Raw genomic sequence first — 25,369 nt, forward strand, 5'->3', positions numbered from 1 at the left:
TAAATTCGAACGCTTACCAGTCGCCGCCCAACGCCACGAGCAAGCCCACCGATGCGACCGCGCGGCACGCATCGACCTGTTCTGCCGTGCGTTCGTTCGTGAGCGCGATAGTCTGCGCGGTGACGACATCGAGATAGCTGACCGCTCCTGCGTGGAAGCGGTTCTGCACGAGTTTCAGCGAAAGCGCCGACGCGTCCGACGCCAGACGTTGGCTACGCGCTTCGTCGGCGAGCATGCGCAACGCGGTGAGGTTGTCTTCGACCTGCTGAAACGAAGTCAGCACCGTTTGCCGATAATCCGCGACCGTGCCGTCGTATCGCGCATGCGCGCTATCGAGCACGGCTTCGCGACGGCCACCATCGAACAAGGTGCCCGCGAGTTGCGGACCGAGCGACCAGAACAGGCTCGGCGCGGTCAGCCACGGCGCGAAGAAGCTGGACTCAAGTCCCGCGCTTGCGCTCAGAATCAGACTCGGGAAGAACGCGGCATGCGCCTCGCCGATCTGCGCATTTGCGGCGAACACGCGTCGCTCCGCAGCCGCGATATCGGGCCTTCGTTCGAGCAATTGCGAAGGAACGGTGCGCGGAATGTCCGGCAACAGGAAAGCCTGTTTGCGCGGCGCAATCGAGAACGTGGATGCCGGTTCGCCAACCAGCGTGGCAATGGCATGTTCCAGCATGGCGCGCTGCGATGCGGCCTCGGTGGCCTGCGTGCGCGTGCTCTCCAGTTGCGCCTGCGCCTGCGCGACGGCGGACGCATCGATCGCGCCGCTGGCAAGCTGACGCTTGAGCAATTGCAGCGCCGCGTCATAGGCGGTCACGCTATCGTCAAGAAGCTGCTTTTGCGTGTCGAGCGAACGAAGATCGAAGTAGTCCACCGCGAGTTGGCTGGCTAGTGAGAGATGCAGCGCCTGCACGTCCGCGGCCGTTGCATCGGCGTCGGCTTGCGCGGCGAGCGTGGCATCGTGAATGCGGCCGAACAGATCGGGTTCCCACGATGCGGACACGCTCGCCGAATAGTCGGGAATCGTCTTGCCCGCAAGCGATTTGCCGAGCAGGTTTTGCGACGTGCGATAACGGCTTTGAGATGCGCCTGCGGTGATCGTCGGGAAAAATCCGGCGCGTTGGTAATCGAGCATGGCGCGTGCTTCCTGCAACGACGCAGCCGCCTTCTTCAAAGTCTGATTCGACACATTCACGCGCGCTTCGAGATCGTCGAGTTGGGGGTCTTTATACGCTGTCCACCACGGTCCGCGTGGAGTCGAATCGTTGGGCGCGGCGACGGACCAGTCCGGCGTGGCGGCGAAATGCGCGGGAACGGCCACTTCCGGTTGTTGATAGCGCGGCACGGTCGAGCATGCAGAAATGAACATGCACAACAGCGCGGCGGCCGCTTTATGCAATTTCTTCATGACGCGTTCCCCGGCGCGGCGATCTTGACCGGCTCTCCGTTCGTGATCGCATCGCCGGGATTGTCGATTATTTTGTCGGAATCCTGAATACCCGTCATGACCTCGACATGCGTGCCGAAATCGCGGCCGAGCGTCACCTTCCTGAGACTCGTTTTATTCAATGCATCCACGGTGGCGACGGTCACGCCATCGGGCCGGAAAAGCAACGCGCTGACAGGCACATCGAGCTTGGGCGACGCGCTCTGCAATTCCAGATGCGCCTGCGCGTAGACACCGGGCATCAACGCGCCGTCGTTGTTCGCCACGTCGAGTTCGACACGCAAGGTACGCGACACCGGGTCCAGCGCGCCTGCATTGCGTGCGACCCGTGCCGCGAAATGACGGCCCGGATACTGCTGCAAGGTGAGATACGCAGTGGTATCCGGCGTGATGTAGGGCGCATCCGCCTGCGGTACATCGACGAACACGCGCAATGTATCGCTCTGCGCGACATGGAACAGTTCGCCGGTCGTGCCCGCGAGTCCGGGTGCGCCGCCTGCTGTCACGAGCGCGCCGACATCGACATGGCGCGCAGTGAGGACGCCATCGAAGGGCGCCAGGACTTTCTCATACGAAACGAGTTCCGCGAGCCGGCGCACATTGGCTTGCGCGGAGGCCAGCATGGCGCGCTTGGCGAGCATGTCGCCGGACTTGGTGTCGGCATCTTGCTGTGAAACCGATTGCGTTTTCAACATGTCCTGCCAGCGCAGCGCCGTATCGCGTGCGTAGGCGTAATTGGCTTGTGCGGTGGCTTCATCGGCGCGCGCTTGCTGAAGCTGGGCATCGACTTCGGGTGTTTGAATCAAAGCGAGCAACTGGCCTTGCTTCACGTGTGCGCCGATATCCGCGTACCAGTGCTGCACATAACCGCTGGTGCGCGCATAGATCGATGCATCCGAGAAGGCCGATACCGAGCCGGGCAACAAGAGGTCTTGTGTGGCAGGCGCCTGACGTGCATTGATCACCGAAACGGTCACGATGCTTTGGGCGTCGGCTTGCGCTGCCAATGCGTCCTGCATATGGACGCGCGGCACAATGCCTGCGGCCAGCAACGCAGCAGCGACTCCGAGCAGCAGGGCAGGAAGAAGATACGACTTGGATTGTTTGTCTTGCTTATTCATGATGGTCATCTTTATTGGACGTCATCGGCCGAACCGACAAACGAAGTCGAGCGCCGACGCGCAAGCCATGCATGCACGACACCGAACACGACCGGCACGAAAAGCAGCGTCGATACGGTGCCGAGCATGAGACCGCCGATCACCGCGCGTCCGAGCGGCGCGTTCTGTTCGCCGCCATCGCCGAGACCGAGCGCCATCGGCAACATGCCGATCAGCATGGCGAGCGCAGTCATCAAAACAGGCCGAAAGCGCGAGAAACCCGCTTCGATCGCGGCCTGCACGGGTGCCATGCCTTTGTCTAGCAATTCACGCGCGGCATTCACCACGAGAATGCTGTTCGCCGTCGCGATGCCGATACACAGAATGGTTCCGGTCAGCGCCGGCACGCTCAACGTGGTGCCGGTCGCAAAGAGCATCCACGCAATGCCCGCGAGCGAAGCGGGCAAACCGCCGATGATGATGAGCGGATCGAGCCACGACTGAAAATTCACGACCATCAGCAAGTAGACGAGTGCAATCGCGAACACCAGTCCCAGCCCGAGGCCATTGAACGATTGCGTCATCGACTGCACCTGACCGCGCATGACGATGGTCGAGCCTCCGGGCAAATGCGCGCGGCTTTGCGCGATCAGCTTCGATACTTCCGATGCTACGCCGCCCAGATCTCGGTTCTGCACCGACGCATAAATATCGATGACAGGCTGCACGTTGTAATGCGACACGACCGCTTGCTGCGCGCCACGCTGCATGCTGCCAAGCGACGCAAGAATGCTCTGCGGTGCGTTCGACGCCGCATGCTGACTCAACGGTAGATTCGCCAACGTCTGCAACGAATGAATGTCGTACTGCGGCACTTCCGTCATGAGCGGATAGCTCACGCCATTCTTGGGATCGAGCCAGAAATTGGGTGTGGTCTGCGAACTTCCCGACAGTGAGATCAGCAAGTCCTGCGCGACTTCCTTCTGCGTGAGACCGGCCAGCATCGCCTTGGTGCGGTCCACGCGAATGTTGATGGCGGGCGCATCGCCTGGTTGTTGAATGTGCGCATCGACGAGTCCGTGTATGTGACGCATCTTCGTGAGCAGATCGTTGGCGACGGCGCGATCGCCTTCGAGATTCTTCCCGACGATCTGTATATCGATGGGCGCGGGCTGACCGAAGTTGAGAATCTGACTCGTGATGTCGGCGGCAAGAAACGAGAACGTGGTGCCGGGAAACGAAGCGTTCAGCACGCCACGCAAGCGCGAAACATAGGAAGCCGTCGGTGCATGATTGGGCTTGAGCGCGATCATGATGTCGGCATCCTCCGTTCCGATCGGTGCCGACGATGAATACGTGAGGTTGATGCCGCTCACCGGCAAGCCGATATTGTCGAGCAGCGACGCTTCCTCGGACTTGGGTATCACCGTGCGGATTTTCGCTTCGACCTGATCGGCGAGCCGCGCGGTTTCCTCGATGCGCGTGCCGGTCGGTGCGCGCATATGCAGGCGAATTTCGCCGGTATCGACGGTCGGGAAGAAGTCGCGTCCCGCAAAAGGGATGAGCGCCATCGAGCCTGCGCAGAAGAGCACGAAGATCGCCACGACGATAAGCGGGCGGTTCGTGTTGCGCGTCAATGCATCTTTGTATCGATTGCGCAGTAGTTCGAATCTGTTTTCGAAGCCGCTCTGAAAGCGCGATAAAAACGCGAACGGGCCGCGCGGTGCTTGTTTCGATTTTGCCTTGAGCAAGTACATGGCGAGCGTCGGAATCAGCGTGCGCGAGAAGAAATACGACGCGCACATCGCGAACACCACGGCCTCGGCCATCGGCACGAAAAGGTAGCGCGCCACGCCTGAGAGCAGGAACATCGGCGCGAAAACAATGCAGATGGAAAGCGTCGAGACGAAGGTCGGCACCGCGATTTCGCCGGAGCCGTTGAGAATCGCATCTGCAAGCGGCGCGCCATTCTCCAGATGATGCGTGATGTTCTCGATGGCGACAGTTGCATCGTCCACCAGAATACCCACGGCCAACGCGAGTCCGCCGAGCGTCATGATGTTGATGGTTTCGCCAAGCGCTGATAACGCAAGCAACGACGTGATGACAGACAGTGGAATCGTCACCGCAATGATGAGCGTTGCGCGCCAGCTTCCGAGAAAGAGCAGGATCATCATCGCGGTGAGGCAAGCCGCGATCAACGCTTCGCGCACCACGCCCGTGATGGCTGACTTCACGAACACCGACTGATCGGCCAGCGGCACGATATGCAGCGCCTTGGGCAATCCCGCAGAAATCGTCGGGAGCATGGAGCGTATTTGCTGGATGATGGTGAGCGTAGACGTGCTGCCGGTTTTCTCGATGGTCAGCAACGCCGCACGCTTGCCCTCGCTGCGCACGATATTGGTTTGCGGCGCATAGCCGTCGCGCACTTGCGCCACATCGCGCAGATAAACCACACCGCCGTCGATTGCCTTGATCGGCAAATCGTTTAGCGCTCCGATGCTTTCGGTGCTGCCGTTCATTTGCACGTTGTATTCGCGCGTGCCGATCTTCGCCGTGCCGCCCGGCAAGATCAGGTTCTGCACATTCACCGCGTTGACGACATCGCTCGGTGAGAGGTTTCTCGCCTGCAGCTTGCTCGGATCGATATCGACCATCACCTGACGGATTTTTCCGCCATAGGGCAGAGGCACGGCCGCGCCCTGCACCGTGGCAAGCTGCGTGCGCACGAAGCTGTTGCCGAGGTCGTACAGCGATTGTTCCGGCAGCGTCGAACTCGTCAGGCCCAGTTGAAGAATGGGAACCGTGGACGCGTTATACGTGATGATATTGGGCGGCAGCGTGCCGGGCGGCAGGATGCGCAGGATCGATGCCGAGCTCGACGTTGCCTGCGCCACCGCACGATTGATGTCCGCGCCCGGATGAAAAAATATCTTGATGATCGACACGCCGTTGAGCGATTGCGACTCCACGTGCTCGATGTTTTCTATATCCGATGTCAGCGCGCGTTCATAGTTGGTCGTGATCCGCTGCGCCATGTCCTCGGCGGAAAAGCCGTTGTAGGACCAGACGATGCTCACCACCGGAATATTGATGTTGGGGAAGATATCGGTCGGCGTGCGCATGATCGCGAGCGGCCCGATCATGAAAAGCAGCAGCGCAAGAACGATAAAGGTATAGGGCCGACGAAGGGCCAGTCGAACGATCCACACGAGAGGTATCCACATTGCACGATGCGTGGAGTGTGCGTGCCGCCGACTTACCCGATTCTGACCGCCACATGACAAGCTTGTAATGTGCGGTCTATTCTATTTCACGTCGAAGACCTGAAGTCCGGCTTGATCGGCCAGCGGGCCTTTGGTGTGAACGACATAGAGTTTCGCGAGTTCAGGTACGAGCGCGAAGGTTTTTCCGCCGAAGGTATCGATATGTTGCGCGATGGAATAGCTTCCGTTCGCATCTCGTTGCAGGATGTCGAGACCGCCTTCGCCCGCGACGTAAATGCGCTTGCCTGATGCATCGATTGCGATTTCGTCCGATATGTTGGTGATATCGAGCGATTGCAACACCTCGCCGTTATCCAGATCCAACACGAACAGCTTGCCGGGATTGCGCGAACCGATGAACAGGCGTCGCGCCCGGCTATCGAGCGCCATTGCGGAATTGCGGGAAGGGCCGGGCACGCTCCATACATCGACCAGTTTTCTGCTGGACAGATCGACAACGCCGATTTGATTTCTGTCTCTGAAGTTCACGAGCAGCCGGTCCGTGACAGGATCGATGGCCATCGCCTTGACCTGCGCGGAAGGCACTTTGATGCGACCGAGCAGCGCCCCGTCGTGCATCGAGACGAGACTGATGTACGAACTGTCGTCGTCGCTGCCCTTGCCGCCATTGCCGATATAAAGAATGCCCGTGCGTGCGTCGGCCACGCCGCTGTCCGGTTGCGGCACGAGCGGTATGCGTTTCTCGATGGAAAAGCTGCGCGTATCCGCGACGATGAGATCCGCCGTGCCCGCATCCGCGATCAACAGGTCGCGTCCGTCGTTGGCGAGTTCGATCTTGCGCGGTGAGACAGTGACCGACCGGATACTCGCGATATGTTGCCCGTCGGGCAGATGGAATACTTCGATGGAGCCGAACTTTTCGGCAGCGACGTAAAGGCGATCGCGTTTCAGATCCACGGCGAAGTGGTCGAAGTCGCCGCCGGTGATGGCAGGCAGCGGAATATCGTCGATAAGCGTGATTTTTGTCGCTGAGGCAGGATGAATCGACGACAAGACCAGACTCAAGGCAATTGCAACGGAGCGGAATCTCATGAATGAAAAATCAGGCTGGAGGTTAAGCCAGCCTAATGATTCGGAAAGCTAACGTACAGAGCGTCGGCAGGAATTGAGAATTCCTGCTGACGCTGCAGGTCTTGAATCAAAACCGCTCGCGCTCCCAACCCGGCAACGCTTTCGTGCCTTCGATCGACACGGAATGCAGACGTCTGGGCTCGATTCCGAGCACGCGCAAAATGGTGGGCGCGACTTGCGTGGTCAGCACGCGTTCGTCTTCGACACGTCCCGCGCGTTGCTCGCCGGGGACATAGACGATCAGACCGAGGTGATTGTCGTTCGGTGCGTTGCCACCGTGCTCTTCGTCTTTCGTTGTGCTCGACGTATAGATCACGCCCGGATTTGGCTGAACGATGATATCGGGCGTGCGGCCTGCCTGCGGATTGCCGAACACATTCGAAATGCGCGGACCATAAAGCAGATAGGAGTAGGGGCCGTCCGCGCAAATGCCCGGCGCATTGCAACTCAGATTGTCCTTGAGCGTCTTGATGACTTGCGCAAGCTGACTTTGATCGCGCAGCCAGATCAGCCCTACGTCATCGGTCTGAATAAAGCCTGTGCCCACGAGTCCCGTTCCGTCGTTGAGGTTGCCGCTTTTGGTCGCGTTCTGGCCGAAGTTTCCATTCGGGTCGATATAGTTATTCGCTTCGAGCAGCTTGGTCAGCGTATCGCCATTCTTCACCAGCTTCGTATGGTCGGTCGGAGACTGGCCATGTTTCGACGTGACGATGATCGCCGTCGTCTTATACAGATTGCGTTGCTTCAGTTCGGCGACAAGCCGGCCGAGCGATGCATCGATATAGGCAATCGCCGCGCTGACCTGAGGACCGGGCGTGAAGTCTGCATCGAGATAGCCGCCGCCTGTCGCCACGGTGGCCTTTTGCGCCACGCTCAACGTTTGAAAGTCCGCACCGAAAAGCGTCGGCACGCCGGGCGTGGCATCGCCGGTCGAATTCTTTCCGTCGATCTGGTTGATGAGCGCCTGAACGTGGATGTCGTCGAAAACTTCGGTATGCGTGTAGATGTCCGTGTAGTTCGTCTTGGTCTTGGGATCGATCGAATTGATTTCGGTTCTTGCGAGGTCGTCCACGCCTGCACCGGATGGGCCGTTCAGCCAGTCATAGCCCCAGGCGTGCTTATCGGACCATGCAGTGAGTGCGTGCGGCGTGCTGTCCTTGATGACTTCGAAAACGGTATTGGTTTTCAGATAGTCGTGCGGATAGACCGGCACGCACTTGCCGTCCACCTTGGCGTGCGGAATGGCTTGCGGATTGAACGCGCCGCCACCGTCGAGATGCACGAGTGCGCCGCCATTCTCGGCATCGATGCCAGTCGTTTCATCGAAGACCACGTTCCAGCCTTGCGTGCCCGTGCAGCTCGTATCGGATGGTGCGTAGAGCGTGCGGTCATACGACACATCGTAGAAAAGCCCGGCGGATTTGGGCGAACCGCCGGTGACGAGCGCCGCGAGTCCGGGAAACGAATCGGACAGACCGGGCGTATGCGCGTTCGTGAAGGTCGTGCCTGCCTTGGCGAGCAACGCAAGGTTAGGGCATGCATTGGAGGCGACACAGCGCGCGACGTCCTTTTCATGAAGACCATCGAAACTGATCAACAACACATGTTGAGTGAGGCGATGCTCCCGCCCCGGCGAATGATCGTCGTCATGTGCCATTGCATTCGCTGCATGGAGCGCGACGGCTGTCAGTCCTGCGGCAGCCATGCGATTTCTCAAAAGAATGGGATTACGTTGGCGCGTCATGTCTCGTCCTCGTCATGGATTGTTGAATACTGCTGAAGGCACTGACAATCTGAAGGAGGACTACGGCGAACCGATGAAAATTGACTTTCAATACCCTGTCCGAAGGGAAGTTTATTTCTGCAGGGAGAAGGGCATTAGAAGAAGATCTTAAGCAAACCTTAAGGAAGTCTGTGAGCGCGTTATTTTGTTTTGGTTGACAGCCGATTTTGGACGGCCAAATCTGATGTTGTGCAACGCACCATTTTGGCCTCATGCCGTTTGAATGGAAGCGTGCGCGCTATCGTCCATCATTCGGTCTGGAGCCGTCATGCGACTTTATTTTCTTCCCGTTTTAATCGTGGCCGCGTTGAGCGTGCCCGCTCAGGCGGACGAATTGAATGCCCCGGAAAATTCGACCCTCAACGTTTCGAGCGTCGGCGAAGGCCCTGCGAATCTATCCACAGACAATTCATGCAGCGCGCCGGGAAGGAAAGTTCAAAAGGATATTCGCGGCTCCATAGATGGCGGGGCGCGTTGTGAGAGCACGACGACTTCCTCGCTCTAACAGCGCGAGCAAGCCGACTCAAACGCCCGCTTGACGCTCTTTCCGGCCAAACGTTGCTTCGCTTCGCCATCAGCGATACCCTTGAAAGGGCCATGATGGTCGAGTGCAGGTCAACCCGGAGACAATCGTTTGCTGAAGCGAGCACGGGCTTTAATATTCATCCTCGCCGCGAGTGCGATTCTCGGCGGATGCAACAAGGACAAATCGCGAACCGCCAATCAGGAGACGGGCGCATCGGCTGCCAGCGCAGCGAGCGCGCCGGATCAGGCTGCGAGCGGCATGGCGGCTGCGTCCGGCGCAACCGCCATGCAAAGCGCGCCAAGCTCCATCACACAGGCGCAATTGCCTGGAGAAGCCACGGAAACACTTCGTCTGATCAAGAAGGGCGGACCATTTCCCTTTGCCGAAGATGGCGTTCTTTTCCGCAACAGCGCAGGCTCGCTGCCACAGCATCCTCGCGGCTATTACCGCGCCTATACCGTTCGCACGCCGGGCGCGACCGATCGCGGATTGCGACGCATCGTATGCGGTGGGCCGCGCGGGAAGACGGTCGATTGCTATTACACCGAGGATTACTACGCAAGTTTCAAACGCATCGCGAATTAACCGTGGGTGTCTCGTGGACCTGTGATCGCGCGAAGTTCGATCCAGGCCCGAAGCTGGGTCGGAATATCGAAGGCAGGATCCACGGCCAACGCGACATCGATCGCGTCGTCCAAACTGAGTCCTTGTTGCAGCGCAAGGAAGGCTTCATGCGCGGCGGCGCTTTGATCGATCACGGTCGGTCGCCATTCGGTGCGTATGACAAGCCCGCAAGCGGGAACATCGACGCACATGGGCAGCGCCTCATTCGCTTGATGCCCTCGCCATAGGTCGAACACGGCATGGCAAGATCGAATGGCCGTGCACGCGGGATTCACGGCAAGCGAACTCGCCAATAAAATCCGACTGTCGATGCCTTGCCACTCGGCCGAGTCCATCGCCATGACATCGGCTGCGTAATACGCGCGATGAATCGCCCATTCGAGCCGGGCCATGTCGCTGAAATAAGCGTACCGGGCATCTTTTTCCCATTCTTCTATGAAGCTCGCGAGCTCCGCGCCGAACATGTTCAGATCGCCGCTAGTCGATGGATGCGCCACAGCATAAGCACGAGCAAGATCGGAGAAGTAAGCGTCGCCTGTCAGCGCGCGCAGCACCGGATAAGCGTTCTTCAAAGCTGCGCGCAAATTCGACCGCATGTTGTTTCGATAAACGTCGAGGCGCTTCGTGTCCTCGACCGACAACGCTTCGCTTAGGACGCACTCTTTTCGTGGATCACTCAAAGCGTCGATAAAAACCCGCTGAAGTTCGTCGAAGCGAATGCTCATGATCGATTTTCCACATACAGCGCTCGCGCCTTGTTCGCTTCGTCGAGAAGCTCCTCGATGGGTGGCACATTCGTGTCCCACTCGATCAGCGTCGGGCGCGTACCTATGCGCTGCAACGCGTACTCATAAAGCGACCAGACTTCAGGCGCGACGCGGGCACCGTGGTCGTCGACGACGAGCGCATCCGTGACGGCATGACCCGCCAGATGAAACTCGCCGACGACATGAACCGGAAGCGAATCGATGGCATGCCTCGCATTCTCGCCATGATTGCGCTGATTGACATAGAGATTGTTGATGTCCAGCAGAACGCGGCATCCCGTCCTGCGCGCGAGCGCCGCGAGAAAGGCGGTTTCTCCGTATTGATCGTCCCTGAAGCGTAAGTACGTCGAAACATTTTCGACGAGGATCTGACGGCCGAGCGCGTCCTGTACAACGTTCACGTGCGCGCAAAGATGATCGAGCGCGTCATCGGTCAGCGGCATGGGCAGCAAATCGTTCACATGGCCCGATGCCGCGCGATTCCAGCAGAGATGTTCCGACACGGCCGCAGGCGAAATGCGCTGAACAAGCCTGTGCAGTTTCGCGAGATGCGCACGGTCCAGCGGAGCGGCCGAACCCAGACCCAAGCCGACGCCATGCAAACTAACAGGCAGGTCGCGCCGAACGGTTTCGAGCACATGCAGATCGTAGCCGCCGTCGCCGAAGTAATTTTCGCTATGCACTTCGACCCAATCGACGGCGGGTGGTCGATCGAGAAAGTCCGCGTAGTGCGCATGCCGCAGCCCGACGCCAACGCCCGATAAAGTCATTCCTCGAACGTGCCGCCCAGCTTCTTGCAAGTGCCCGCCGGTACGTTCCTGAAGTCACCCTTGTCGTGATCGATCTTGGCTTCGCCCGAACAACCGTGTACGCCTGTCTTGCTCGAACAGTCGTTTTGCCCGGCCTTCGCAATGCCGTAGCACTGCACTTTTTTCTCGGCGTGCGCGGTCATGGGCGTGCCGACAGTGAGGCCCGCCAAAGCCGCAGCAACAAGTGCGTGACGTGCGATGTCCTGTTTCATGTTCAAGCTCCTGTTCGTGCGAAAAAACGCCGTCTTACTTTACATCGAAGCCATAATCGCCGTGCGTGCGATGTCCATCGTCCGCGACCGCGACCCAGTGGACCTTGTAATGCCCCGGCGGCAGCGCCGTGACGCCGACGGAAATTGTATCGGTGTGCTGAGGATCGACCGAGGCTTTCGCGGCATTGACCGGCTTGCCGTTCGCGTCGGTGACAGTCAGCGAGGAAAACGCTGGTTCCAGCGGGCCATCGAAAACGATACGAACCTCGGCGGGCGACGCAACGGAAGCACCGGCAGCAGGCACCTGCGTGCGCGGAAAGACGTGAGCCTGAACCGCGCCCGCCCACGCACATGCCATCAGGCAAGCCGTGAGCGCAATATGACGTGCAAACATGAGCGACCTCCGCTACCAGTTGAACAACGGCTTGCCGATGGTGGTCGGCGCGACATCATCGAAGAAGATATGCGCCTGCACGATCACGCCCACGTGCGACCCGCTCGCGCGGTTGATCGGTATCTGCGCCTCCACGCCGAATTGTCCATAACGATTGATCCAGATAAAGCCGGGATTCACCGTTCCTGTCGTTTGACCCTGACTTCTCGAAAGCGGAATTTCGACGATCGGAATGATGTTCGCCAGCGGTTGCGGCAAGCCCAGCGAATGCACGTGCTGTTCGAGATAAGGGAGGCTGTATTGCACCGTGAAGCCATAATTAAAGGCATTAGGCTGACCCGCGCCGGTAGTCAGCGAAGGGCCGAATTCGCCGGTGATGGCGACCGGACGCAACCATGCGAGCGAATCCGGCAGATCGCCCATGCCTTTGCCGACATAAAGCGTGGGCGAGATCGTCGAAAAGTTATCCGCGATGGCGCGGCTTCCCGTGCCACCCAGTTCGGCATCGACGCCAATCGAAGTCATGAACTCGTGGGCGTCGTTCACATAGAGCAGGTACTTGAGTCCCACATCGAAATTATCGAAGCCATGCGCGGTGGGATTGTTTTGCATCACGTACGTGCCGCCGACAGAAAGCGCGAGGCGTGACGTAATGAGCTTGTCGTATTCGAAGTCGAACGTGTTGATGCTCTGATCGCCATCATCGCCGGGCGCGCGAACGTGTCCGAATTGCAGGTTGGCTTCGTCGCCGACGCCGGGGTCGTCTATTCCCATCGTTGCGGGGAATACCCGGTCGCCCGCGATGGCGTGGGCTTGTGTGTGAAGCGGCAACATCGTCAGGATGCCAAATAAAAGCGGCACGCCACGCGTGGCCGCACGTCGAATGTATCGCGTGTTCATGTTGATCCTGTTCTCGATCGAGTGATCTCTTCGCCTGGAGCACGACGAACGCGCACGAGCATGTGCTCGCGCATGGCGCTTCGCGTATCAAAAGGCGATTCGGCTGCGATTCAGGAAACAGAACGGGGAGGGGCGCGCGGCTGACCGGGTCTGACCGGCGGCAAAAGCAGGACGCTCTCGAATGGCGTCGCGCTCGTCTGCGATGCATCCGACCTCGCGTGAGCAAGAACCAGCGATGGTGATGTAAGAAGCGGGAGATGCGCGAAGAAACTGCAATAGCCGCAGGCATCCGACGAGCGATGCAAGGCGTCATGCGAACGATCATGCTGCATCGAAGGCATGTCGCAATGCATGCCGCTTTCGTGAGCGCCTTGCTCCGCTGCCAACGTTTGCGAAACGACAGGCGCAACCGAGCACATGAGGATTGCGATCAATCCAAGGATGCTGCCGGTCATCCGAAGGAAGCGGCTTCTCATCGGGCGATGCACCAGGTCGAGGTTGCGCGGATTATGACACGCGTCCGGCGTTTTGTAATCGCGTTTGTCAGGCCCGCCAACGATAGTCGCGCCCGCAGCCAGTGTGCTACCCTGAATTCCTCTGTCTCGTGCGGCTTTACAGGCCAATGAAAAATCATCGCCCCGAAAATGCCGGTCCCGATGAACGCCCCCATCCGGGCGCGCTGCTTCGTGACCATGTGCTGCCCGGCATCGGGCTATCGATTTCCCAGGCCGCGCGCGAGCTTCAGGTTTCGCGGCAAACGCTGCATCGCATTTTCGATGGCACGGCAAGCGTCACACCGGACATGGCAGCGCGAATCGAAACGCTGACCGGCGTGCCTTCCATGTTCTGGCTGCGTCGTCAGAGCGCGTTCGATCTCGATCGCGCCCGCGCCTCGCTTGTCGATGTCCTCGCGCACATTCCGCGGCACAACCTCTCACGCGCAGTCATGAAACAGATCGGAGCGCTCGGTGAACGTCAGTAACAGCTCGACTCCCATCGCACGGACCGGCGTGCCCGGCCTCGACGATGTTCTCACAGGCGGTTTGACGCAAGGTAACTTGTTCCTGCTCGAAGGCGACCCCGGAACCGGCAAGACGACCATCGCCATTCGCTTTCTCATGGCGGGTCTCGAAGCGGGTGAACACGGCCTTTACATCACGCTGTCGGAGACGGAGAAGGAGTTGCGTCACGGTGCGGCGTCGCACGGCTGGCAGTTGGAAAGCGGCATCACCATCTTCGAAGTCGTGCCGCCAGAGAGTTTGATGGAAGCGGATCAGCAGCAAAGCCTGTTGTATTCTTCGGACCTCGAACTAGGTGAAACCACGCGGCTGATTCTGGGCGAGTTCGAGCGAGTGCGGCCGCAACGCGTGGTGATCGATAGCCTCTCCGAAATCCGACTGCTCGCGCAAAGCTCATTGCGTTATCGCAGGCAGATTCTCGCGTTCAAGCATTACTTCTCGCGGCATGGCGCGACGGTGCTGCTGCTCGACGACATGACATCGGATGCGGCGGACAAGACGGTTCACAGCATCGCGCATGGGGTGATCAAGCTCGAAGAACTGGCGCCCGATTATGGCGCCGAGCGGCGCAGGCTCAAGGTCGCGAAGTATCGCGGGCAGTCTTATCGCGGCGGCTATCACGACTTCACGATCAAGAAGGGCGGCGTGTCCGTGTTTCCGCGCCTAGTGTCCGGCGAGCATTACACCAAGTTCGTGCGCCATCAGGTCACGAGCAACGTGGAAGGACTCGATGCCTTGCTGGGCGGCGGCATCGAGCAAGGGTCGAGCACGCTCATTCTCGGCCCTGCGGGCACGGGCAAGAGTCTCTTCGCGTTGCAGTTCATTGCTGCGGCCGTGGCGCGCGGAGAGAAGGCCGCCTTGTTCGTGTTCGATGAAGAACTCGGCCTGTTGTTCGATCGCGTGCGCGGCATGGGACTGAACCTCGAAACGATGCGCGATTCCGGTTGTCTGCAAATCGAACAGGTGGATGCCGCCGAACTGTCGCCCGGCGAATTCGCGCATCGCGTGCGGGCGCGCGTGGACATGGCGCAGGCGAAGACCATCGTCATCGATAGTCTGAACGGTTATCAGGCCGCGATGCCGCAAGAGAATTCACTCATTCTGCACGTGCATGAGTTATTGCAATATCTCAACCGGCAAGGTGCGAATACGTTTCTCACGGTCGCGCAGCATGGTCTGGTCGGCGACATGAAAGCGCCGGTCGATGTCACCTATCTCGCCGATACGGTCATTCTGCTGCGCTATTTCGAAGCAATGGGCCGCGTGCGCCGCGCCGTGTCGATCATCAAGAAACGCACGGGGCATCACGAAGAAGCCATTCGCGAGTTTCGCATCACGCAGGCGGGATTGACGGTCGGCAAACCATTGGTCGAATTTCAGGGCGTGTTGCGTGGCGTGCCGACATTCATCGGCAACGCGGGCCCCTTGCTCTCGGCGAACGAAGGCGGCGGGAGCCATGTCTGACGCGTCGTGTCCAACCTTGATTCTCGCGCCTTCGGGACGCGACGCCAGCATCGCCGCCGCGCTGCTCAGCGAAGTGGATGTCGCCTCGTGCATCTGCCGCGATGTGGGCGATCTTTCGTCGAAGGTCGGTGACGATACGTGCTGCGTCATCGTCACGGAAGAAGCGCTCGTCAATGCCGATCTTCAGGCGCTTTCCGCATGGATCGATGCGCAACCGGCGTGGTCGGACTTGCCCTTCATCGTGCTGACGCGCCGTGCGGGCGTGACGGACCGCGCGCCCGAAGGACGGCTTGCCAGGACATTCGGAAACGTCACGTTCATCGAGCGGCCGTTTCATCCGACCACGTTCGCGAGCGTGGTCACCACCGCCGTTCGCGGACGCTTCCGCCAGTTCGAAGCGCGCTCGCGTATCGAACAATTGCATGAGGGCGAGGCACGACTTCAGACCGCGTTGACGGCAGGCCATCTCGGCTCGTGGTCACTCGATATTTCCACCGGAGTCCTGACGGCCTCCACGACCTGCAAGGCCATCTTCGGTCACGCTGCCCACGCTGAATTCACTTACCAGACGCTGCTTTCCACCATTCACCCCGACGACCGCGAACGGATGCGTGCAGCCGTCAAGGTGAGTCTGGAAACGCATGCCGATTACTCCATCGAATATCGCAACGTGTGGCCGGATCACACCGTTCACTGGGTCGATATTCGTGCTCGCTACTTGACGGGAGAAGGCGCGAATCCTGATCGGCTCGTCGGCGTTTCATCGGATATCACGGCACGCAAGACCGCCGAAGATGCGTTGCGGCAACTCAATGAATCGCTCGAAGCCAAGGTCGCGGCGCGCACGGCGGAGCTTCAGCAAACACACAAGAAAGTGCTCGACGAGATTCGGCAACGCGAGCAAACCGAAGAGTTCCTGCGGCAAGTGCAGAAGCTCGAAATGGTGGGTCAGCTATCGGGCGGCATTGCGCACGACTTCAATAATCTATTGATGGCGATCATCGCCAATCTGGAACTTGCGCGCAAGGAAGCGCCCGAAGGCTCGCGCATCATGCGTTTGATCGATGGCGCTTTCGGAGGCGCGCAACGCGGCGCGGCGCTGACTCAGCGGCTGCTTGCCTTCGCGCGTCAGCAAGAACTGAAGGTCGAGCCGGTGTCGATGTCTTCGCTGATCGCGGGCATGTCGGATCTGATGGAACGGTCGATCGGTTCTGCCATCGAACTTGTGATCGAAACCGGTCCGGCTTCGTTGCCAGTCATGCTCGATGCAAACCAGGTGGAACTCGCCATTCTCAATCTCGTCGTCAACGCCCGCGATGCCATGCCCGATGGCGGCACGCTCACCATCACGGTGGACACCGCGCAGTCATCGGGAAGCAAGGAACTGCGCGCGGGACAATATGTTCGCGTCACCGTGAGCGATACCGGCACGGGCATGAACGCGGACACGCTCGCGCGGGCCACCGAGCCGTTCTTCACAACCAAGGAGATCGGCAAGGGCACTGGGTTGGGTCTTTCCATGATTCACGGCCTGGCGCGCCAGTTGAACGGCTCGTTGCGGCTGGAAAGCAGTCCGGGAAGCGGAACACGGGCGGCGCTCTGGTTGCCGGTCAGCGAACACAGTGTGATTGCGATGCATGATTCGCTTCCCGTCGCCGCGCAATCCGACGAACAAGCGGACGCGCGCGCCATCATCCTCGTGGTCGATGACGATCCGCTCATCGCCACGAGCACCACGTACTTGCTCGAAGATCTCGGACACGAAGTGGTCGAAGTCGGCTCGGGTGCGGCCGCGCTCGATGTGCTTAAAAATGGCAAGCGCGTGGACCTGATACTCACCGACTATTCCATGCCGCGCATGACGGGGCTCGAACTGGCGCACGCGGCACGTGTGCTCAGGCCGAATCTACCCGTCATTCTCGCCACGGGTTACGCCGAATTGCCCGACGGCGCGGATAACGACATTCCGCGCATACGCAAGCCGTATTTGCAGAATCAGCTTGTCGCCGAAATTCGGAAGGCGCTGCATCAACCATCGGGTCAGGCGGGCGGGGTCTTCATCAGCGACAGCAAGTAGGCGCGGTCGGCCTCGGGCAAACCGTCGAACCACGCCTGTTCCGTTCCGGGCTGCGGCAAGACTTGCCCGTATTCGATCATGTTCGCGGGCGGCAACTCCGAGATATAAACCCACAGAAAGCGCTTTTCCAGCTTCGTCAGCCGATGCAGCGACTCCACGATATCCGCGAGCAACTGCGCCTTTTGTTCGGGCGTTCGTCCCGCGCGAATGTGTCCGTGCACGAAGACCTGATTCGTCTCGATCCGCGTGCCGCCCATGAAGTGCGTGCCGCGTGGAATCGCGTTGAACATGACCTGTGCGAAGAAACTTTGCGCACCGGTGGCCTGACTGTGCGCGCGCGTGATCTCGCGTGCGATCTCGGCTTGCGTGTGATCGGAAATGAGGCCATCCGTGGCTGATACGAGGTAAGTCGGCATGTCGTTTCTCCTGGAATGAAGCTATAAAGCTATCGCTGCATGTCTTTCTCGAAGCGTTCTGCAAATTCATCCGACAAGAGCTTGTCCAGCAAGCCGCGCAAAAGTTCGGCTTCCGCACGCCCGAACGATGCATCGAACACGCCCTGCGCACGGCGCCATAGCACCTCGGATTCCGCGAGCTTTTTGCGTCCTGCCGGCGTCAGGCCAATGATCTTGTGCCGCCGGTCCTCCGGGTCGACCTCCAGCGAGATGAAACCGTCGCGCTCCAGCGGTTTGAGCGTATGGGCGAGGGCGCCCGAATCCATCACCAGCGCCGCCGCGAGCATGCCGACATTCGTCGGCTCCGAGCGCCCGATCTGCGCCAGCACGCCGCGTTGCGTGATCTTCAGGCCGCACGGAGACAGCGCTTCGTCGTAAAGCTGCGATACGCGGCGCGTGACTTTTCGCAGCGCGGTGCAACTGCAACCCGAACGCCCGCGATTCGCATTTTTTGCCGCCATCTTTGTCGCCATTTCATGTTTCCTTTGCCAATGCATTGTCAGCATACGCAGGCAATTGACATGATGCAAGCATATGCTGATAATCGCTTCGAACCTGTTCCACTCACCGGAGTTTCGACATGCCGCTCGTTCGTATCGATCTGAAGAAGGGTAAGACCGCCGACTATCGCCAGAAGATTGGCCGTGTCGTCTATGAAGCGCTGCTCAGTGTCGGCGTGCCGAAGGATGACCGGTTTCAGGTCATCCACGAGCACGACGATGGCAATTTTCTGTTCGACCCCACCTATCTCGGCATTCAACGCGACGACGACCTCGTGATCGTTCAGATTACGTGGAACGAAGGCCGCACGCTCGATCAGAAAAAAGCGCTGTACCGCGCCATTGCCGATGGGCTCGCGGCGTCGCCGGGAATCCGGCCGCAGAACGTGTTCATCAATCTGGTCGAAGTGAAGAAGGAGAACTGGTCGTTCGGCGACGGCCTCGCGCAATACGCAAGCTGAAGCGACGCCTCTCATGGAAGCGACCACGAAACGTCATGAATGGCTCGTGCTGATCTGCACATCGGCACCGTCGTTCATGCTGCAACTCGATGCGAACATCGTTTCGGTGTCGCTGCCTTCCATCGCGCACTCGCTGCATGCGGATTTCGCGGGCATCGAGTGGGTCATCACGGCGTACATGCTGAGCTTTGCGTCGCTGCTGATGCCGGCGGGCGCGTTGGCTGACCGCTTCGGACGCAAGCGCTTGCTCGTCACCGGGCTGACGTTGTTCACGTTCGCGTCGCTGTTGTGCGGCTCTGCGTGGAGTTTGCCGATGCTGATCGCCGCGCGCGCGTTGCAAGGCGCGGGCGCCGCCATGCAACTGAGCGCCGCGCTCGCCACGCTGTCGCATGCGTTTCACGGCGAAGCGCGGGCGCGCGCGTTTGCGTTCTGGGGGACGGTGGTGGGCATCGGCATCGCGAGCGGGCCGGTGGTCGGCGGGCTCATCACGCAGGCATTCGGCTGGCAATGGGCGTTCTATGTGAACGTGCCGATCGGCGTCGCGCTGCTAGCGTTGATCGTGCGCGTGATCGAATCGTCGCGCGACCCGCACGCCATGCGGCTCGATCTGCCGGGCGTCGCGTGCTTCGGCACGGCATTGTTCCTCACGACGCTTGCGCTGATCGAAGGCAACCGGCGCGGCTGGCACGATGGCTGGATCATCGGCGAATTGTCGGGTGCGTGCGTGCTGTTCGTGTTGTTCGTCGTCGTCGAGCGGCGTCAGCATCGGCCCATGCTCGATCTCGCGCACTTTAGGAATCCGACCTTTCTTGGCGCGACACTGGCGCAGTTCTCGTTTTCCGTCGGCATGCTAACTATGCTGACGTTCGTGCCTATCTTTTTGCAGAGCGGTCTGGGCGCGACATCATCGAAAGCGGGCTTGATGATGCTGCCGATGGTCGGGCCGCTGTTCATCGTGCCGCGTCTCGTGTCGAAGCATCTTGCGCATCGGCTTAGCGGGCGTGCGTTGCTTGCGCTCGGATTGTTGCTGGTGTGCGTGGGGCTGGTCTGCTTCGCCGCGGTGGTGACGACGCTGACTTACGCGCCATTGATCGTCGGCATGATCGTGACGGGCACGGGCGCGGGTTTGCTCAACGGCGAGACAACGAAGGTCGCGATGACGGTCATTCCGAAAGAGCGCTCGGGCATGGCTTCAGGCGTGTCCGGCACGACGCGTTTCACGGGCCTTGTGATCGGCATCGCGCTGCTCGGCGCGGTGATGTTCGCGCGCGTGCAGGCAGTCGTCGCCGATGCCATGCCGTCCGCCGATGCGGACCACCGCCTGCGTCTGGTGGTAGACATCACCGCCGGGCATCTCTCGACGGCGACGCTGCCGGGCTGGAGCGAAGCGGCCTTGCATGCGCTCGGTTCAGCGAGTTTCGCCGAGGGTTATCAGGCCTTGTTCACGGTGGCCGCGTTGTTCATGCTGTTTTCAGCGATGCTGACATGGCGTCTCGTCAATCCGGCCGAGACGGCTCCGATCCTCGCGCGACCACGCGACGCGAACTGAAAGCAGAGCTTGAAAGAAGCGGGTATCGTGTCTCGTGTCGACATTTGCACGTGCCCCCATGAACCTCAATCGAATTAGGTGGTCGCGCCCGGCCGCGATCGCCATTACGTTCCTGATGCTTGCGCTGACGGGCTGTGCGTCTTCCAATTCGCAGCATTCGTCGAACGCGACCGCGCTCGAAGCCGCCATCGACGGCCCGCAACGCAGTGACCAGGCGCGGGCGCGGGACGTCTATCGGCATCCCGAGGAAACGCTGCAATTCTTCGATCTCGGTCCGGGCATGACCGTGCTGGAGATCGCGCCCGGTGGCGGATGGTACACGGACATTCTCGCGCCGTATCTGCATGCGACGGGTCATCTTTATGAAGCGCAATACATCAGCACGTCGTTCGATCTCGCCTCCGAAGACAACGCCACGGATACCGCATATCGGCGCAAGCTCGCAGGCGCGCCGGATGTATATGGAAACGTCGTGGTCGGGACACTGCACGCGGGCCGCTTCTTTGAATTCGATTCGCAAGCGCGGTTCGACCGCGTGCTCACGTTCCGAAATATCCACAACTGGATCAAGGACGGACAACTCGATGCGAATCTCCACGCCTTCTACGGCGCGCTGAAGCAAGGCGGCGAACTCGGCGTCGAGGAACATCGCGCGCAGTCGGGAACGAGCGTGCAGCAGATGATCGACACGGGTTATGTGACCGAGGCGTTCGTGATCGAGCATGCGCAGGCGGCTGGCTTCAGGCTGCTCGCGCGCAGTGAGATCAATGCGAATCCGAAGGATACGAAGGACTATCCGCACGGCGTGTGGTCGCTGCCGCCGACGTATCGGGGCGCGGACGCGGACCGGTCGCGTTATGCGGCGATTGGCGAGTCGGATCGCATGACGCTCAAATTCGTGAAGCCTTGAATCAGGGAGACGCTCATGTCTGACTGGAAACCCGCTGGCTATCCATCGGTCAGTCCGTATCTCATTTGTAGCGATGCGGAGAACATCATCCGCTTTCTGCAGACCGTGTTCGATGGCGAGATCGTCCGGCGCATCGACCGGCCCGATGGCACGTTGATGCACGCGGAAATTCGCATCGACGACAGCATCGTGATGATCGGCGGCGCAGCGACTGCGGAGCATGCGACGGCGCCGCACGTGCATGTCTACGTTCCCGATGCGCAAGCGGTTTTCGACCGCGCAATCGCGAATGGTGCGCAGCCGGTGCAGCCACCCGAACGAAAGCGTCCCGACGATGACTTCCGAGGCGGCTTTCGCGATGCGGCGGGGACGACGTGGTGGGTTGCGAGTCAGTGAGCGCTTTTGGGTCACACGCTCTCGTGGGTGCGCACATTGACATAATACAAATTAGCGGATCTTTTTGTGTGCGTCGAAAGCTCAAATATCTGCCTTTACCCATATAAACCCTAAAGTCCCCGGAGATTAGGCCGTAAACAGCGGTAACCGGGGGAACATCATGCAACGCTTTTCGTCTTACGCCGCAATCGTTTGCGCGCTGCTCGCGACGCTAGGTGCCGCGCTGTGCTTCTTCGCGCTGCCACTCGCGCACTCGCTCGGAAACGTGCTTGATACGTTTGGCATGCCGGTCTGGCTGTTCGAGTTCTGGCTGGTTTTCGTGGCAGTCGGTCTGGCCGCCATCGTGGCGATATGGCGCGCGGTCGAAGCAACGCGCTGGTAGTCGGTAACAAGCTCTTAGGAAGCAACACCCGTCAGCATGGGAATGGCGGTCAGAGCCATCAGCACGGCGGTCGGCGCGTGAATGCCGAGCGCGCTCCGGGTCGAGCCTTTCGCGGCAAGAATGAGCAGCATGTCGCCAACGGGAACGACCGTTTCCACGAGCAGAATCACACCGAGTCCGCGCGTGGCGCCCCACGCCATGAACGCGAGCACCAGCAATCCCGACGCAATATCGCGCACGCCCTTCAGACGAAGCCACCACGCAATGTTCGCCCCTTCCTCGGGAAGCGGCAGACCAAAATTTCGCGTCGCGGCGAGCGGGTTCAGCAGATACCAAACACCGATGGCGATGATCGCCAGCGCCAGCAACAACGCCATTCCGTTTGTCAGCCAATGCATGGAACGCTCCGCAAATCGTATCGGCACAATATAATCTAGCATTGCTAGATTAACAAGCTTCGATACCATGGCCGAATCAAATCGGAGCACGCAAATTGAGCATTGCTGAACGGAAAGGCAGACATCGGGCGGAGCGCGAGGCGCGGATCATTGGCGCGGCGCGGGAGATTGCGGAACGCGAGGGCTGGAACGCGGTGACCATCCGCCGGCTGGCCGATGAGATCGAGCACAGTCAACCGGTCCTCTACTCGCATTTCGATGACCGAAATGCAATCGTCGAGGCGGTTGCGGTCGAAGGCTTCCGGGAAATTACTGCGGTGCTTCGAAAGGCTGCGTCTGCGTCAAAGGAAAAAAGAAAGGTCGTCGAGCATGTCGCCCGGGCGTATGTGGACTTTGCGCTGAGCCGCCCCGCGCTCTACGAAGCAATGTTCGTCCTCCCGACCAATCTCCGCTTCGCCGATGCCGAAACCCGGCCGGAACTGCGTGCCGCTTTCGAATCGCTTGCGGCGGTCATCGCGCCCTTCTGCGTCGATGTGGATGTCGCGACCGAAGCGTTCTGGGCCGCCCTTCACGGGCTAGTCGAACTCGAACGCTCGGGCCGGATTCCGCCCGATGCGCGCGCTGAACGCATCACGATGGTCGTTCGCGCGCTGCTGCTTTCGGGAAAGACGCCATGAGCGCCTTTGAAAGTCAGACGCCCTTCGATTGCAGCAAGTCGCGCGCGTGGCCCAACACGCCATCGGCAATCTTGCCCGAATCGATCTTATAGCTGCCATCGCGAAGCGCCGCCTTGATCGATTCGACCTTGGCCGTGTCGATATCCGAGCCGGCCGCGGCTTGCAACGCCGACACCGACGACAGATTCACTTTCGAACTGCTTGCGCTCGCGCCGCTCGTTTGCTGCACGCTGCCGACGGCGCCCGCTGCATCGCTTTTCTTCACGCGCAGGGAGTCGCTTTGGAGTGCTGCGAGTGCGTTGCTGTTGCCCGATTCGATCTTCATGATATCCGTTCCTCACTTGTTAAGTTCTTTAACGGTGCGAGGTTTGAAGTCTTTACCAACCCCGGACGCGCGCAACCGGTCTTCATCCACCTCGAATCGCTCAAACCCTTGACAGGCCGGCCTTCCAGCCAATTGAAACAAATTGCAACAAAGTGTTAGCAAGCGCACATTGAGGGTTTCCAGGCCGCTTTGAAAGGCGAACTTAAACGCACTGTCGGCCTTCTGATTTCTGCATTCAACACCCGCACAACTCATATAAATAAACCGTGGAGCCGTCCTTCTCGTTTCCCTATAATCGACTCGAATTACTTCCCTCGACGAGGACACCGTGAGACTGGTCTGGTTGATTGTCGTGTTGACCGCGGTGTGTGGCGTGGCGTTGGTGAACGTGTTCAACCACGCCATGAGTTCGGTCAATTGCAATTCGGGCGATGCAGCGGTTTGCCTCGAATCGCTTTTCTTTCTCGAAGGCTGACAGCCTGTCTTGATGTGCACATGACGCAAAACACCGGCCCCAACCGGCTCACCGAACAATTCAGATTTCTCATCGAGCTGGACAAGCTCAAGTCCGTTCTCCGGCAATCTCCGCTCATCGATCGAAGCCGCAAGGAAAATTCGGCGGAGCATTCGTGGCATCTGGCGATGTTCGCGCTGGTGCTTTCCGATCACGCCGGCGATATCGACGCCGTTCACGCCATCAAGCTGCTCCTCGTTCACGATATCGTCGAGATCGACGCGGGCGATCATCCTATGCACGCGCCGGGCGCGGATGTTGTGCTCATCGAGGCTTCTGAGCATCGGGCGGCGGAACGGATCTTTGGTTTGCTGCCGGATGATCAGTTTGGCGAACTTCGCGCGTTGTGGGGAGAGTTCGAGGCCGCTGAAACGCCTGAGGCCATTTTTGCGAAGGCGCTTGATCGGTTGCAACCGTTGCTTATTAATACGCTGACTGGGGGCGGAACGTGGACGGAGAACGGCATTACCGAGCAACAGGTCGTGGAGCGTTATGGGCCTGTGATCGAGCGCGGCTCGCCGGTGTTGTGGGAGGAGGCGCGTAGGCTCGTTCGGGTGCATTTCTTGAGCAAAGATAAGCGCTAGGCTTTAGATAGCAATACTCGAACTGATAGTCGGTGTTTGTTTTTGTTGTTCTGTCTGTCTGTTGTGCAAGGGGCTTCTCTTGTATGTGCTGTTTATTCAGTAGCCGCCTCCCCGGCGGGGGGGTAACTTTCTTTGCTGCTGCAAAGAAAGTCACCAAAGAAAGCAGCTTTTTACCCCATGCACGCTGGCTGGAGAGTGTTGGTCTGGATTAACCGATGCAGTGGCCGCAATAGGACTTTCCACGCATAACTTGCCGCTTAGGCAACCTAGCGATTTCGTGCTCGAATCCTTGAGTCTTAGTGGATCGCACTCATGCTTTCGGCCATGCGCTGCGCGCGCCGAGAACGTAAGAACGGAATCCCGCAGCGTATGAGCGCCCAGTCACATCACACCGCATCGCACCTCTCCCATTGGGCCCTACCTTGGTAAGCGCTTCTCGGCAAAGCGTGCACACCAACGCGCGTCACCTTTTAGTCGGAGCACTAACCAAGGTAGGGCCGAATAGCAATCTTGCGGGGAAGTGTGATGTGGCTGGGCGCTGATAGGCTGCGGGATTCCGTTCTAAAGCTCTCGGCGCGCGAAGCGCATGGCCGAAAGAATGAGCGCGGTCCACTTAGACTAGAGAGTTAGAGCGCGTAATCGCTAGGTTGCCTAAGCGGCTCTATACGTGGAAGGTCCTATTGCGGCCACTGCATCGTTAATCCAGACCACCCTCTCCCGCCATCGTGCATG

27 protein-coding genes are annotated in these 25,369 nt (G+C 59.7%); 12 read left to right on the forward strand and 15 right to left on the reverse strand.

Annotated features, from left to right (window positions below):
• Nucleotides 1–13: 13 nt before the first annotated feature.
• The 5 genes from ACZCWR_RS32395 to ACZCWR_RS32415 form a co-directional block, all read right to left on the reverse strand.
• The gene (locus tag ACZCWR_RS32395; protein WP_487306771.1) at nt 14–1,411 is read right to left on the reverse strand and encodes an efflux transporter outer membrane subunit; all 1,398 of its coding nucleotides are present in this window, start codon (nt 1,409–1,411) and stop codon (nt 14–16) included.
• A complete protein-coding gene (locus tag ACZCWR_RS32400; protein ID WP_487306772.1) occupies nt 1,408–2,571 on the reverse strand; it encodes an efflux RND transporter periplasmic adaptor subunit in 1,164 nt (387 codons plus the stop codon). Before ACZCWR_RS32400 ends, ACZCWR_RS32395 begins: the two co-directional genes overlap by 4 nt.
• A gap of 11 nt (nt 2,572–2,582) precedes the next feature.
• Nucleotides 2,583–5,765 (reverse strand): efflux RND transporter permease subunit, encoded by a 3,183-nt coding sequence (locus ACZCWR_RS32405; protein ID WP_487306805.1) that lies wholly within the window; start codon nt 5,763–5,765, stop codon nt 2,583–2,585.
• A gap of 96 nt (nt 5,766–5,861) precedes the next feature.
• A complete protein-coding gene (locus ACZCWR_RS32410; protein ID WP_487306773.1) occupies nt 5,862–6,872 on the reverse strand; it encodes a YncE family protein in 1,011 nt (336 codons plus the stop codon).
• Between the two features lie 106 nt (nt 6,873–6,978).
• Nucleotides 6,979–8,616 carry an alkaline phosphatase family protein gene (locus ACZCWR_RS32415; protein ID WP_487306806.1) on the reverse strand — a complete coding sequence of 546 codons (1,638 nt, stop codon included), beginning with the start codon at nt 8,614–8,616 and terminating at the stop codon, nt 6,979–6,981.
• A 346-nt stretch (nt 8,617–8,962) separates the two neighbouring features.
• On the opposite strand from ACZCWR_RS32415, the gene ACZCWR_RS32420 reads away from it, so the two are divergent.
• Both ACZCWR_RS32420 and ACZCWR_RS32425 read left to right on the forward strand, forming a co-directional pair.
• Nucleotides 8,963–9,199 carry a hypothetical protein gene (locus ACZCWR_RS32420; RefSeq protein ID WP_487306774.1) on the forward strand — a complete coding sequence of 79 codons (237 nt, stop codon included), beginning with the start codon at nt 8,963–8,965 and terminating at the stop codon, nt 9,197–9,199.
• A gap of 132 nt (nt 9,200–9,331) precedes the next feature.
• Complete coding sequence (locus ACZCWR_RS32425) at nt 9,332–9,805, forward strand: ribonuclease (RefSeq protein WP_487306807.1); 474 nt, start codon at nt 9,332–9,334, stop codon at nt 9,803–9,805.
• On the opposite strand, the gene ACZCWR_RS32430 is transcribed toward ACZCWR_RS32425, so the two are convergent.
• The 6 genes from ACZCWR_RS32430 to ACZCWR_RS32455 form a co-directional block, all read right to left on the reverse strand.
• The gene (locus tag ACZCWR_RS32430; protein WP_487306775.1) at nt 9,802–10,569 is read right to left on the reverse strand and encodes an HvfC/BufC family peptide modification chaperone; all 768 of its coding nucleotides are present in this window, start codon (nt 10,567–10,569) and stop codon (nt 9,802–9,804) included. The two genes, ACZCWR_RS32425 and ACZCWR_RS32430, sit on opposite strands and share 4 nt — an antisense overlap.
• Nucleotides 10,566–11,381: an MNIO family bufferin maturase gene (gene bufB, locus ACZCWR_RS32435; protein WP_487306776.1), complete on the reverse strand. Its 816-nt coding sequence runs from the start codon at nt 11,379–11,381 to the stop codon at nt 10,566–10,568. Before bufB ends, ACZCWR_RS32430 begins: the two co-directional genes overlap by 4 nt.
• On the reverse strand, nt 11,378–11,632 hold the full coding sequence (locus ACZCWR_RS32440) for a BufA1 family periplasmic bufferin-type metallophore (protein ID WP_487306777.1): 255 nt from the start codon (nt 11,630–11,632) through the stop codon (nt 11,378–11,380). Before ACZCWR_RS32440 ends, bufB begins: the two co-directional genes overlap by 4 nt.
• A 34-nt stretch (nt 11,633–11,666) precedes the next feature.
• On the reverse strand, nt 11,667–12,026 hold the full coding sequence (locus ACZCWR_RS32445) for a copper resistance CopC family protein (RefSeq protein ID WP_487306778.1): 360 nt from the start codon (nt 12,024–12,026) through the stop codon (nt 11,667–11,669).
• A 12-nt stretch (nt 12,027–12,038) separates the two neighbouring features.
• Nucleotides 12,039–12,926: a hypothetical protein gene (locus ACZCWR_RS32450; protein WP_487306779.1), complete on the reverse strand. Its 888-nt coding sequence runs from the start codon at nt 12,924–12,926 to the stop codon at nt 12,039–12,041.
• Nucleotides 12,927–13,036: 110 nt separating this feature from the next.
• A complete protein-coding gene (locus ACZCWR_RS32455; protein ID WP_487306780.1) occupies nt 13,037–13,402 on the reverse strand; it encodes a DUF2946 domain-containing protein in 366 nt (121 codons plus the stop codon).
• 146 nt (nt 13,403–13,548) lie between these two features.
• Here ACZCWR_RS32455 and ACZCWR_RS32460 point away from each other — a divergent pair, with 146 nt between their 5' ends.
• Genes ACZCWR_RS32460 through ACZCWR_RS32470 form a run of 3 tightly spaced genes read left to right on the forward strand, consistent with a single transcriptional unit; the run spans nt 13,549 to nt 17,486 of the window.
• Nucleotides 13,549–13,908: a HigA family addiction module antitoxin gene (locus tag ACZCWR_RS32460; RefSeq protein WP_487306781.1), complete on the forward strand. Its 360-nt coding sequence runs from the start codon at nt 13,549–13,551 to the stop codon at nt 13,906–13,908.
• Entirely contained in the window at nt 13,895–15,409 is a 1,515-nt protein-coding gene (locus tag ACZCWR_RS32465) for an ATPase domain-containing protein (protein ID WP_487306782.1), read from the forward strand. Before ACZCWR_RS32460 ends, ACZCWR_RS32465 begins: the two co-directional genes overlap by 14 nt.
• Complete coding sequence (locus ACZCWR_RS32470) at nt 15,402–17,486, forward strand: ATP-binding protein (protein ID WP_487306783.1); 2,085 nt, start codon at nt 15,402–15,404, stop codon at nt 17,484–17,486. The genes ACZCWR_RS32465 and ACZCWR_RS32470 overlap by 8 nt, the downstream gene beginning before the upstream one ends.
• Here ACZCWR_RS32470 and ACZCWR_RS32475 read toward each other — a convergent pair.
• Both ACZCWR_RS32475 and ACZCWR_RS32480 read right to left on the reverse strand, forming a co-directional pair.
• A complete protein-coding gene (locus tag ACZCWR_RS32475; protein WP_487306784.1) occupies nt 17,450–17,902 on the reverse strand; it encodes a tautomerase family protein in 453 nt (150 codons plus the stop codon). The genes ACZCWR_RS32470 and ACZCWR_RS32475 overlap by 37 nt on opposite strands.
• Before the next feature lie 29 nt (nt 17,903–17,931).
• Entirely contained in the window at nt 17,932–18,414 is a 483-nt protein-coding gene (locus ACZCWR_RS32480) for a MarR family winged helix-turn-helix transcriptional regulator (RefSeq protein ID WP_487306785.1), read from the reverse strand.
• A gap of 107 nt (nt 18,415–18,521) precedes the next feature.
• On the opposite strand from ACZCWR_RS32480, the gene ACZCWR_RS32485 reads away from it, so the two are divergent.
• The 5 genes from ACZCWR_RS32485 (at nt 18,522) to ACZCWR_RS32505 (ending at nt 22,139) form a co-directional block, all read left to right on the forward strand.
• On the forward strand, nt 18,522–18,902 hold the full coding sequence (locus tag ACZCWR_RS32485; RefSeq protein ID WP_487306786.1) for a tautomerase family protein: 381 nt from the start codon (nt 18,522–18,524) through the stop codon (nt 18,900–18,902).
• Between the two features lie 13 nt (nt 18,903–18,915).
• The gene (locus tag ACZCWR_RS32490) at nt 18,916–20,451 is read left to right on the forward strand and encodes an MFS transporter (protein WP_487306787.1); all 1,536 of its coding nucleotides are present in this window, start codon (nt 18,916–18,918) and stop codon (nt 20,449–20,451) included.
• A gap of 58 nt (nt 20,452–20,509) precedes the next feature.
• On the forward strand, nt 20,510–21,361 hold the full coding sequence (locus ACZCWR_RS32495; RefSeq protein ID WP_487306788.1) for a class I SAM-dependent methyltransferase: 852 nt from the start codon (nt 20,510–20,512) through the stop codon (nt 21,359–21,361).
• 15 nt (nt 21,362–21,376) lie between these two features.
• The gene (locus ACZCWR_RS32500; protein WP_487306789.1) at nt 21,377–21,757 is read left to right on the forward strand and encodes a VOC family protein; all 381 of its coding nucleotides are present in this window, start codon (nt 21,377–21,379) and stop codon (nt 21,755–21,757) included.
• A gap of 160 nt (nt 21,758–21,917) precedes the next feature.
• Complete coding sequence (locus ACZCWR_RS32505) at nt 21,918–22,139, forward strand: hypothetical protein (RefSeq protein ID WP_487306790.1); 222 nt, start codon at nt 21,918–21,920, stop codon at nt 22,137–22,139.
• 14 nt (nt 22,140–22,153) lie between these two features.
• On the opposite strand, the gene ACZCWR_RS32510 is transcribed toward ACZCWR_RS32505, so the two are convergent.
• Nucleotides 22,154–22,537 carry a DUF4267 domain-containing protein gene (locus tag ACZCWR_RS32510; protein ID WP_487306791.1) on the reverse strand — a complete coding sequence of 128 codons (384 nt, stop codon included), beginning with the start codon at nt 22,535–22,537 and terminating at the stop codon, nt 22,154–22,156.
• 95 nt (nt 22,538–22,632) lie between these two features.
• Between ACZCWR_RS32510 and ACZCWR_RS32515 the strand changes: the two genes are divergently transcribed.
• The gene (locus ACZCWR_RS32515; protein ID WP_487306792.1) at nt 22,633–23,214 is read left to right on the forward strand and encodes a TetR/AcrR family transcriptional regulator; all 582 of its coding nucleotides are present in this window, start codon (nt 22,633–22,635) and stop codon (nt 23,212–23,214) included.
• A 13-nt stretch (nt 23,215–23,227) separates the two neighbouring features.
• Here ACZCWR_RS32515 and flgM read toward each other — a convergent pair whose 3' ends face one another.
• Complete coding sequence (gene flgM, locus ACZCWR_RS32520) at nt 23,228–23,539, reverse strand: flagellar biosynthesis anti-sigma factor FlgM (RefSeq protein ID WP_487306793.1); 312 nt, start codon at nt 23,537–23,539, stop codon at nt 23,228–23,230.
• A gap of 495 nt (nt 23,540–24,034) precedes the next feature.
• On the opposite strand from flgM, the gene ACZCWR_RS32525 reads away from it, so the two are divergent.
• Nucleotides 24,035–24,637 (forward strand): HD domain-containing protein, encoded by a 603-nt coding sequence (locus tag ACZCWR_RS32525; RefSeq protein WP_487306808.1) that lies wholly within the window; start codon nt 24,035–24,037, stop codon nt 24,635–24,637.
• Nucleotides 24,638–25,369: the final 732 nt, after the last annotated feature.

It is taken from the genome of Caballeronia sp. A2-2, from assembly GCF_057612605.2.

Excerpts from the sequence above, each read along its gene's own strand:
- ACZCWR_RS32395 (WP_487306771.1), bottom strand. The coding sequence starts at position 1,411 with ATGAAGAAATTGCATAAAGCGGCCGCCGCGCTGTTGTGCATGTTCATT.
- ACZCWR_RS32400 (WP_487306772.1), bottom strand. The coding sequence starts at position 2,571 with ATGAATAAGCAAGACAAACAATCCAAGTCGTATCTTCTTCCTGCCCTG.
- ACZCWR_RS32410 (WP_487306773.1), bottom strand. The coding sequence starts at position 6,872 with ATGAGATTCCGCTCCGTTGCAATTGCCTTGAGTCTGGTCTTGTCGTCG.
- ACZCWR_RS32415 (WP_487306806.1), bottom strand. The coding sequence starts at position 8,616 with ATGGCTGCCGCAGGACTGACAGCCGTCGCGCTCCATGCAGCGAATGCA.
- ACZCWR_RS32420 (WP_487306774.1), top strand. The coding sequence starts at position 8,963 with ATGCGACTTTATTTTCTTCCCGTTTTAATCGTGGCCGCGTTGAGCGTG.
- ACZCWR_RS32430 (WP_487306775.1), bottom strand. The coding sequence starts at position 10,569 with ATGAGCATTCGCTTCGACGAACTTCAGCGGGTTTTTATCGACGCTTTG.
- bufB (WP_487306776.1), bottom strand. The coding sequence starts at position 11,381 with ATGACTTTATCGGGCGTTGGCGTCGGGCTGCGGCATGCGCACTACGCG.
- ACZCWR_RS32440 (WP_487306777.1), bottom strand. The coding sequence starts at position 11,632 with ATGAAACAGGACATCGCACGTCACGCACTTGTTGCTGCGGCTTTGGCG.
- ACZCWR_RS32445 (WP_487306778.1), bottom strand. The coding sequence starts at position 12,026 with ATGTTTGCACGTCATATTGCGCTCACGGCTTGCCTGATGGCATGTGCG.
- ACZCWR_RS32450 (WP_487306779.1), bottom strand. The coding sequence starts at position 12,926 with ATGAACACGCGATACATTCGACGTGCGGCCACGCGTGGCGTGCCGCTT.
- ACZCWR_RS32455 (WP_487306780.1), bottom strand. The coding sequence starts at position 13,402 with ATGAGAAGCCGCTTCCTTCGGATGACCGGCAGCATCCTTGGATTGATC.
- ACZCWR_RS32460 (WP_487306781.1), top strand. The coding sequence starts at position 13,549 with ATGAAAAATCATCGCCCCGAAAATGCCGGTCCCGATGAACGCCCCCAT.
- ACZCWR_RS32470 (WP_487306783.1), top strand. The coding sequence starts at position 15,402 with ATGTCTGACGCGTCGTGTCCAACCTTGATTCTCGCGCCTTCGGGACGC.
- ACZCWR_RS32475 (WP_487306784.1), bottom strand. The coding sequence starts at position 17,902 with ATGCCGACTTACCTCGTATCAGCCACGGATGGCCTCATTTCCGATCAC.
- ACZCWR_RS32480 (WP_487306785.1), bottom strand. The coding sequence starts at position 18,414 with ATGGCGACAAAGATGGCGGCAAAAAATGCGAATCGCGGGCGTTCGGGT.
- ACZCWR_RS32485 (WP_487306786.1), top strand. The coding sequence starts at position 18,522 with ATGCCGCTCGTTCGTATCGATCTGAAGAAGGGTAAGACCGCCGACTAT.
- ACZCWR_RS32490 (WP_487306787.1), top strand. The coding sequence starts at position 18,916 with ATGGAAGCGACCACGAAACGTCATGAATGGCTCGTGCTGATCTGCACA.
- ACZCWR_RS32495 (WP_487306788.1), top strand. The coding sequence starts at position 20,510 with ATGAACCTCAATCGAATTAGGTGGTCGCGCCCGGCCGCGATCGCCATT.
- ACZCWR_RS32500 (WP_487306789.1), top strand. The coding sequence starts at position 21,377 with ATGTCTGACTGGAAACCCGCTGGCTATCCATCGGTCAGTCCGTATCTC.
- ACZCWR_RS32505 (WP_487306790.1), top strand. The coding sequence starts at position 21,918 with ATGCAACGCTTTTCGTCTTACGCCGCAATCGTTTGCGCGCTGCTCGCG.
- ACZCWR_RS32510 (WP_487306791.1), bottom strand. The coding sequence starts at position 22,537 with ATGCATTGGCTGACAAACGGAATGGCGTTGTTGCTGGCGCTGGCGATC.
- flgM (WP_487306793.1), bottom strand. The coding sequence starts at position 23,539 with ATGAAGATCGAATCGGGCAACAGCAACGCACTCGCAGCACTCCAAAGC.
- ACZCWR_RS32525 (WP_487306808.1), top strand. The coding sequence starts at position 24,035 with ATGACGCAAAACACCGGCCCCAACCGGCTCACCGAACAATTCAGATTT.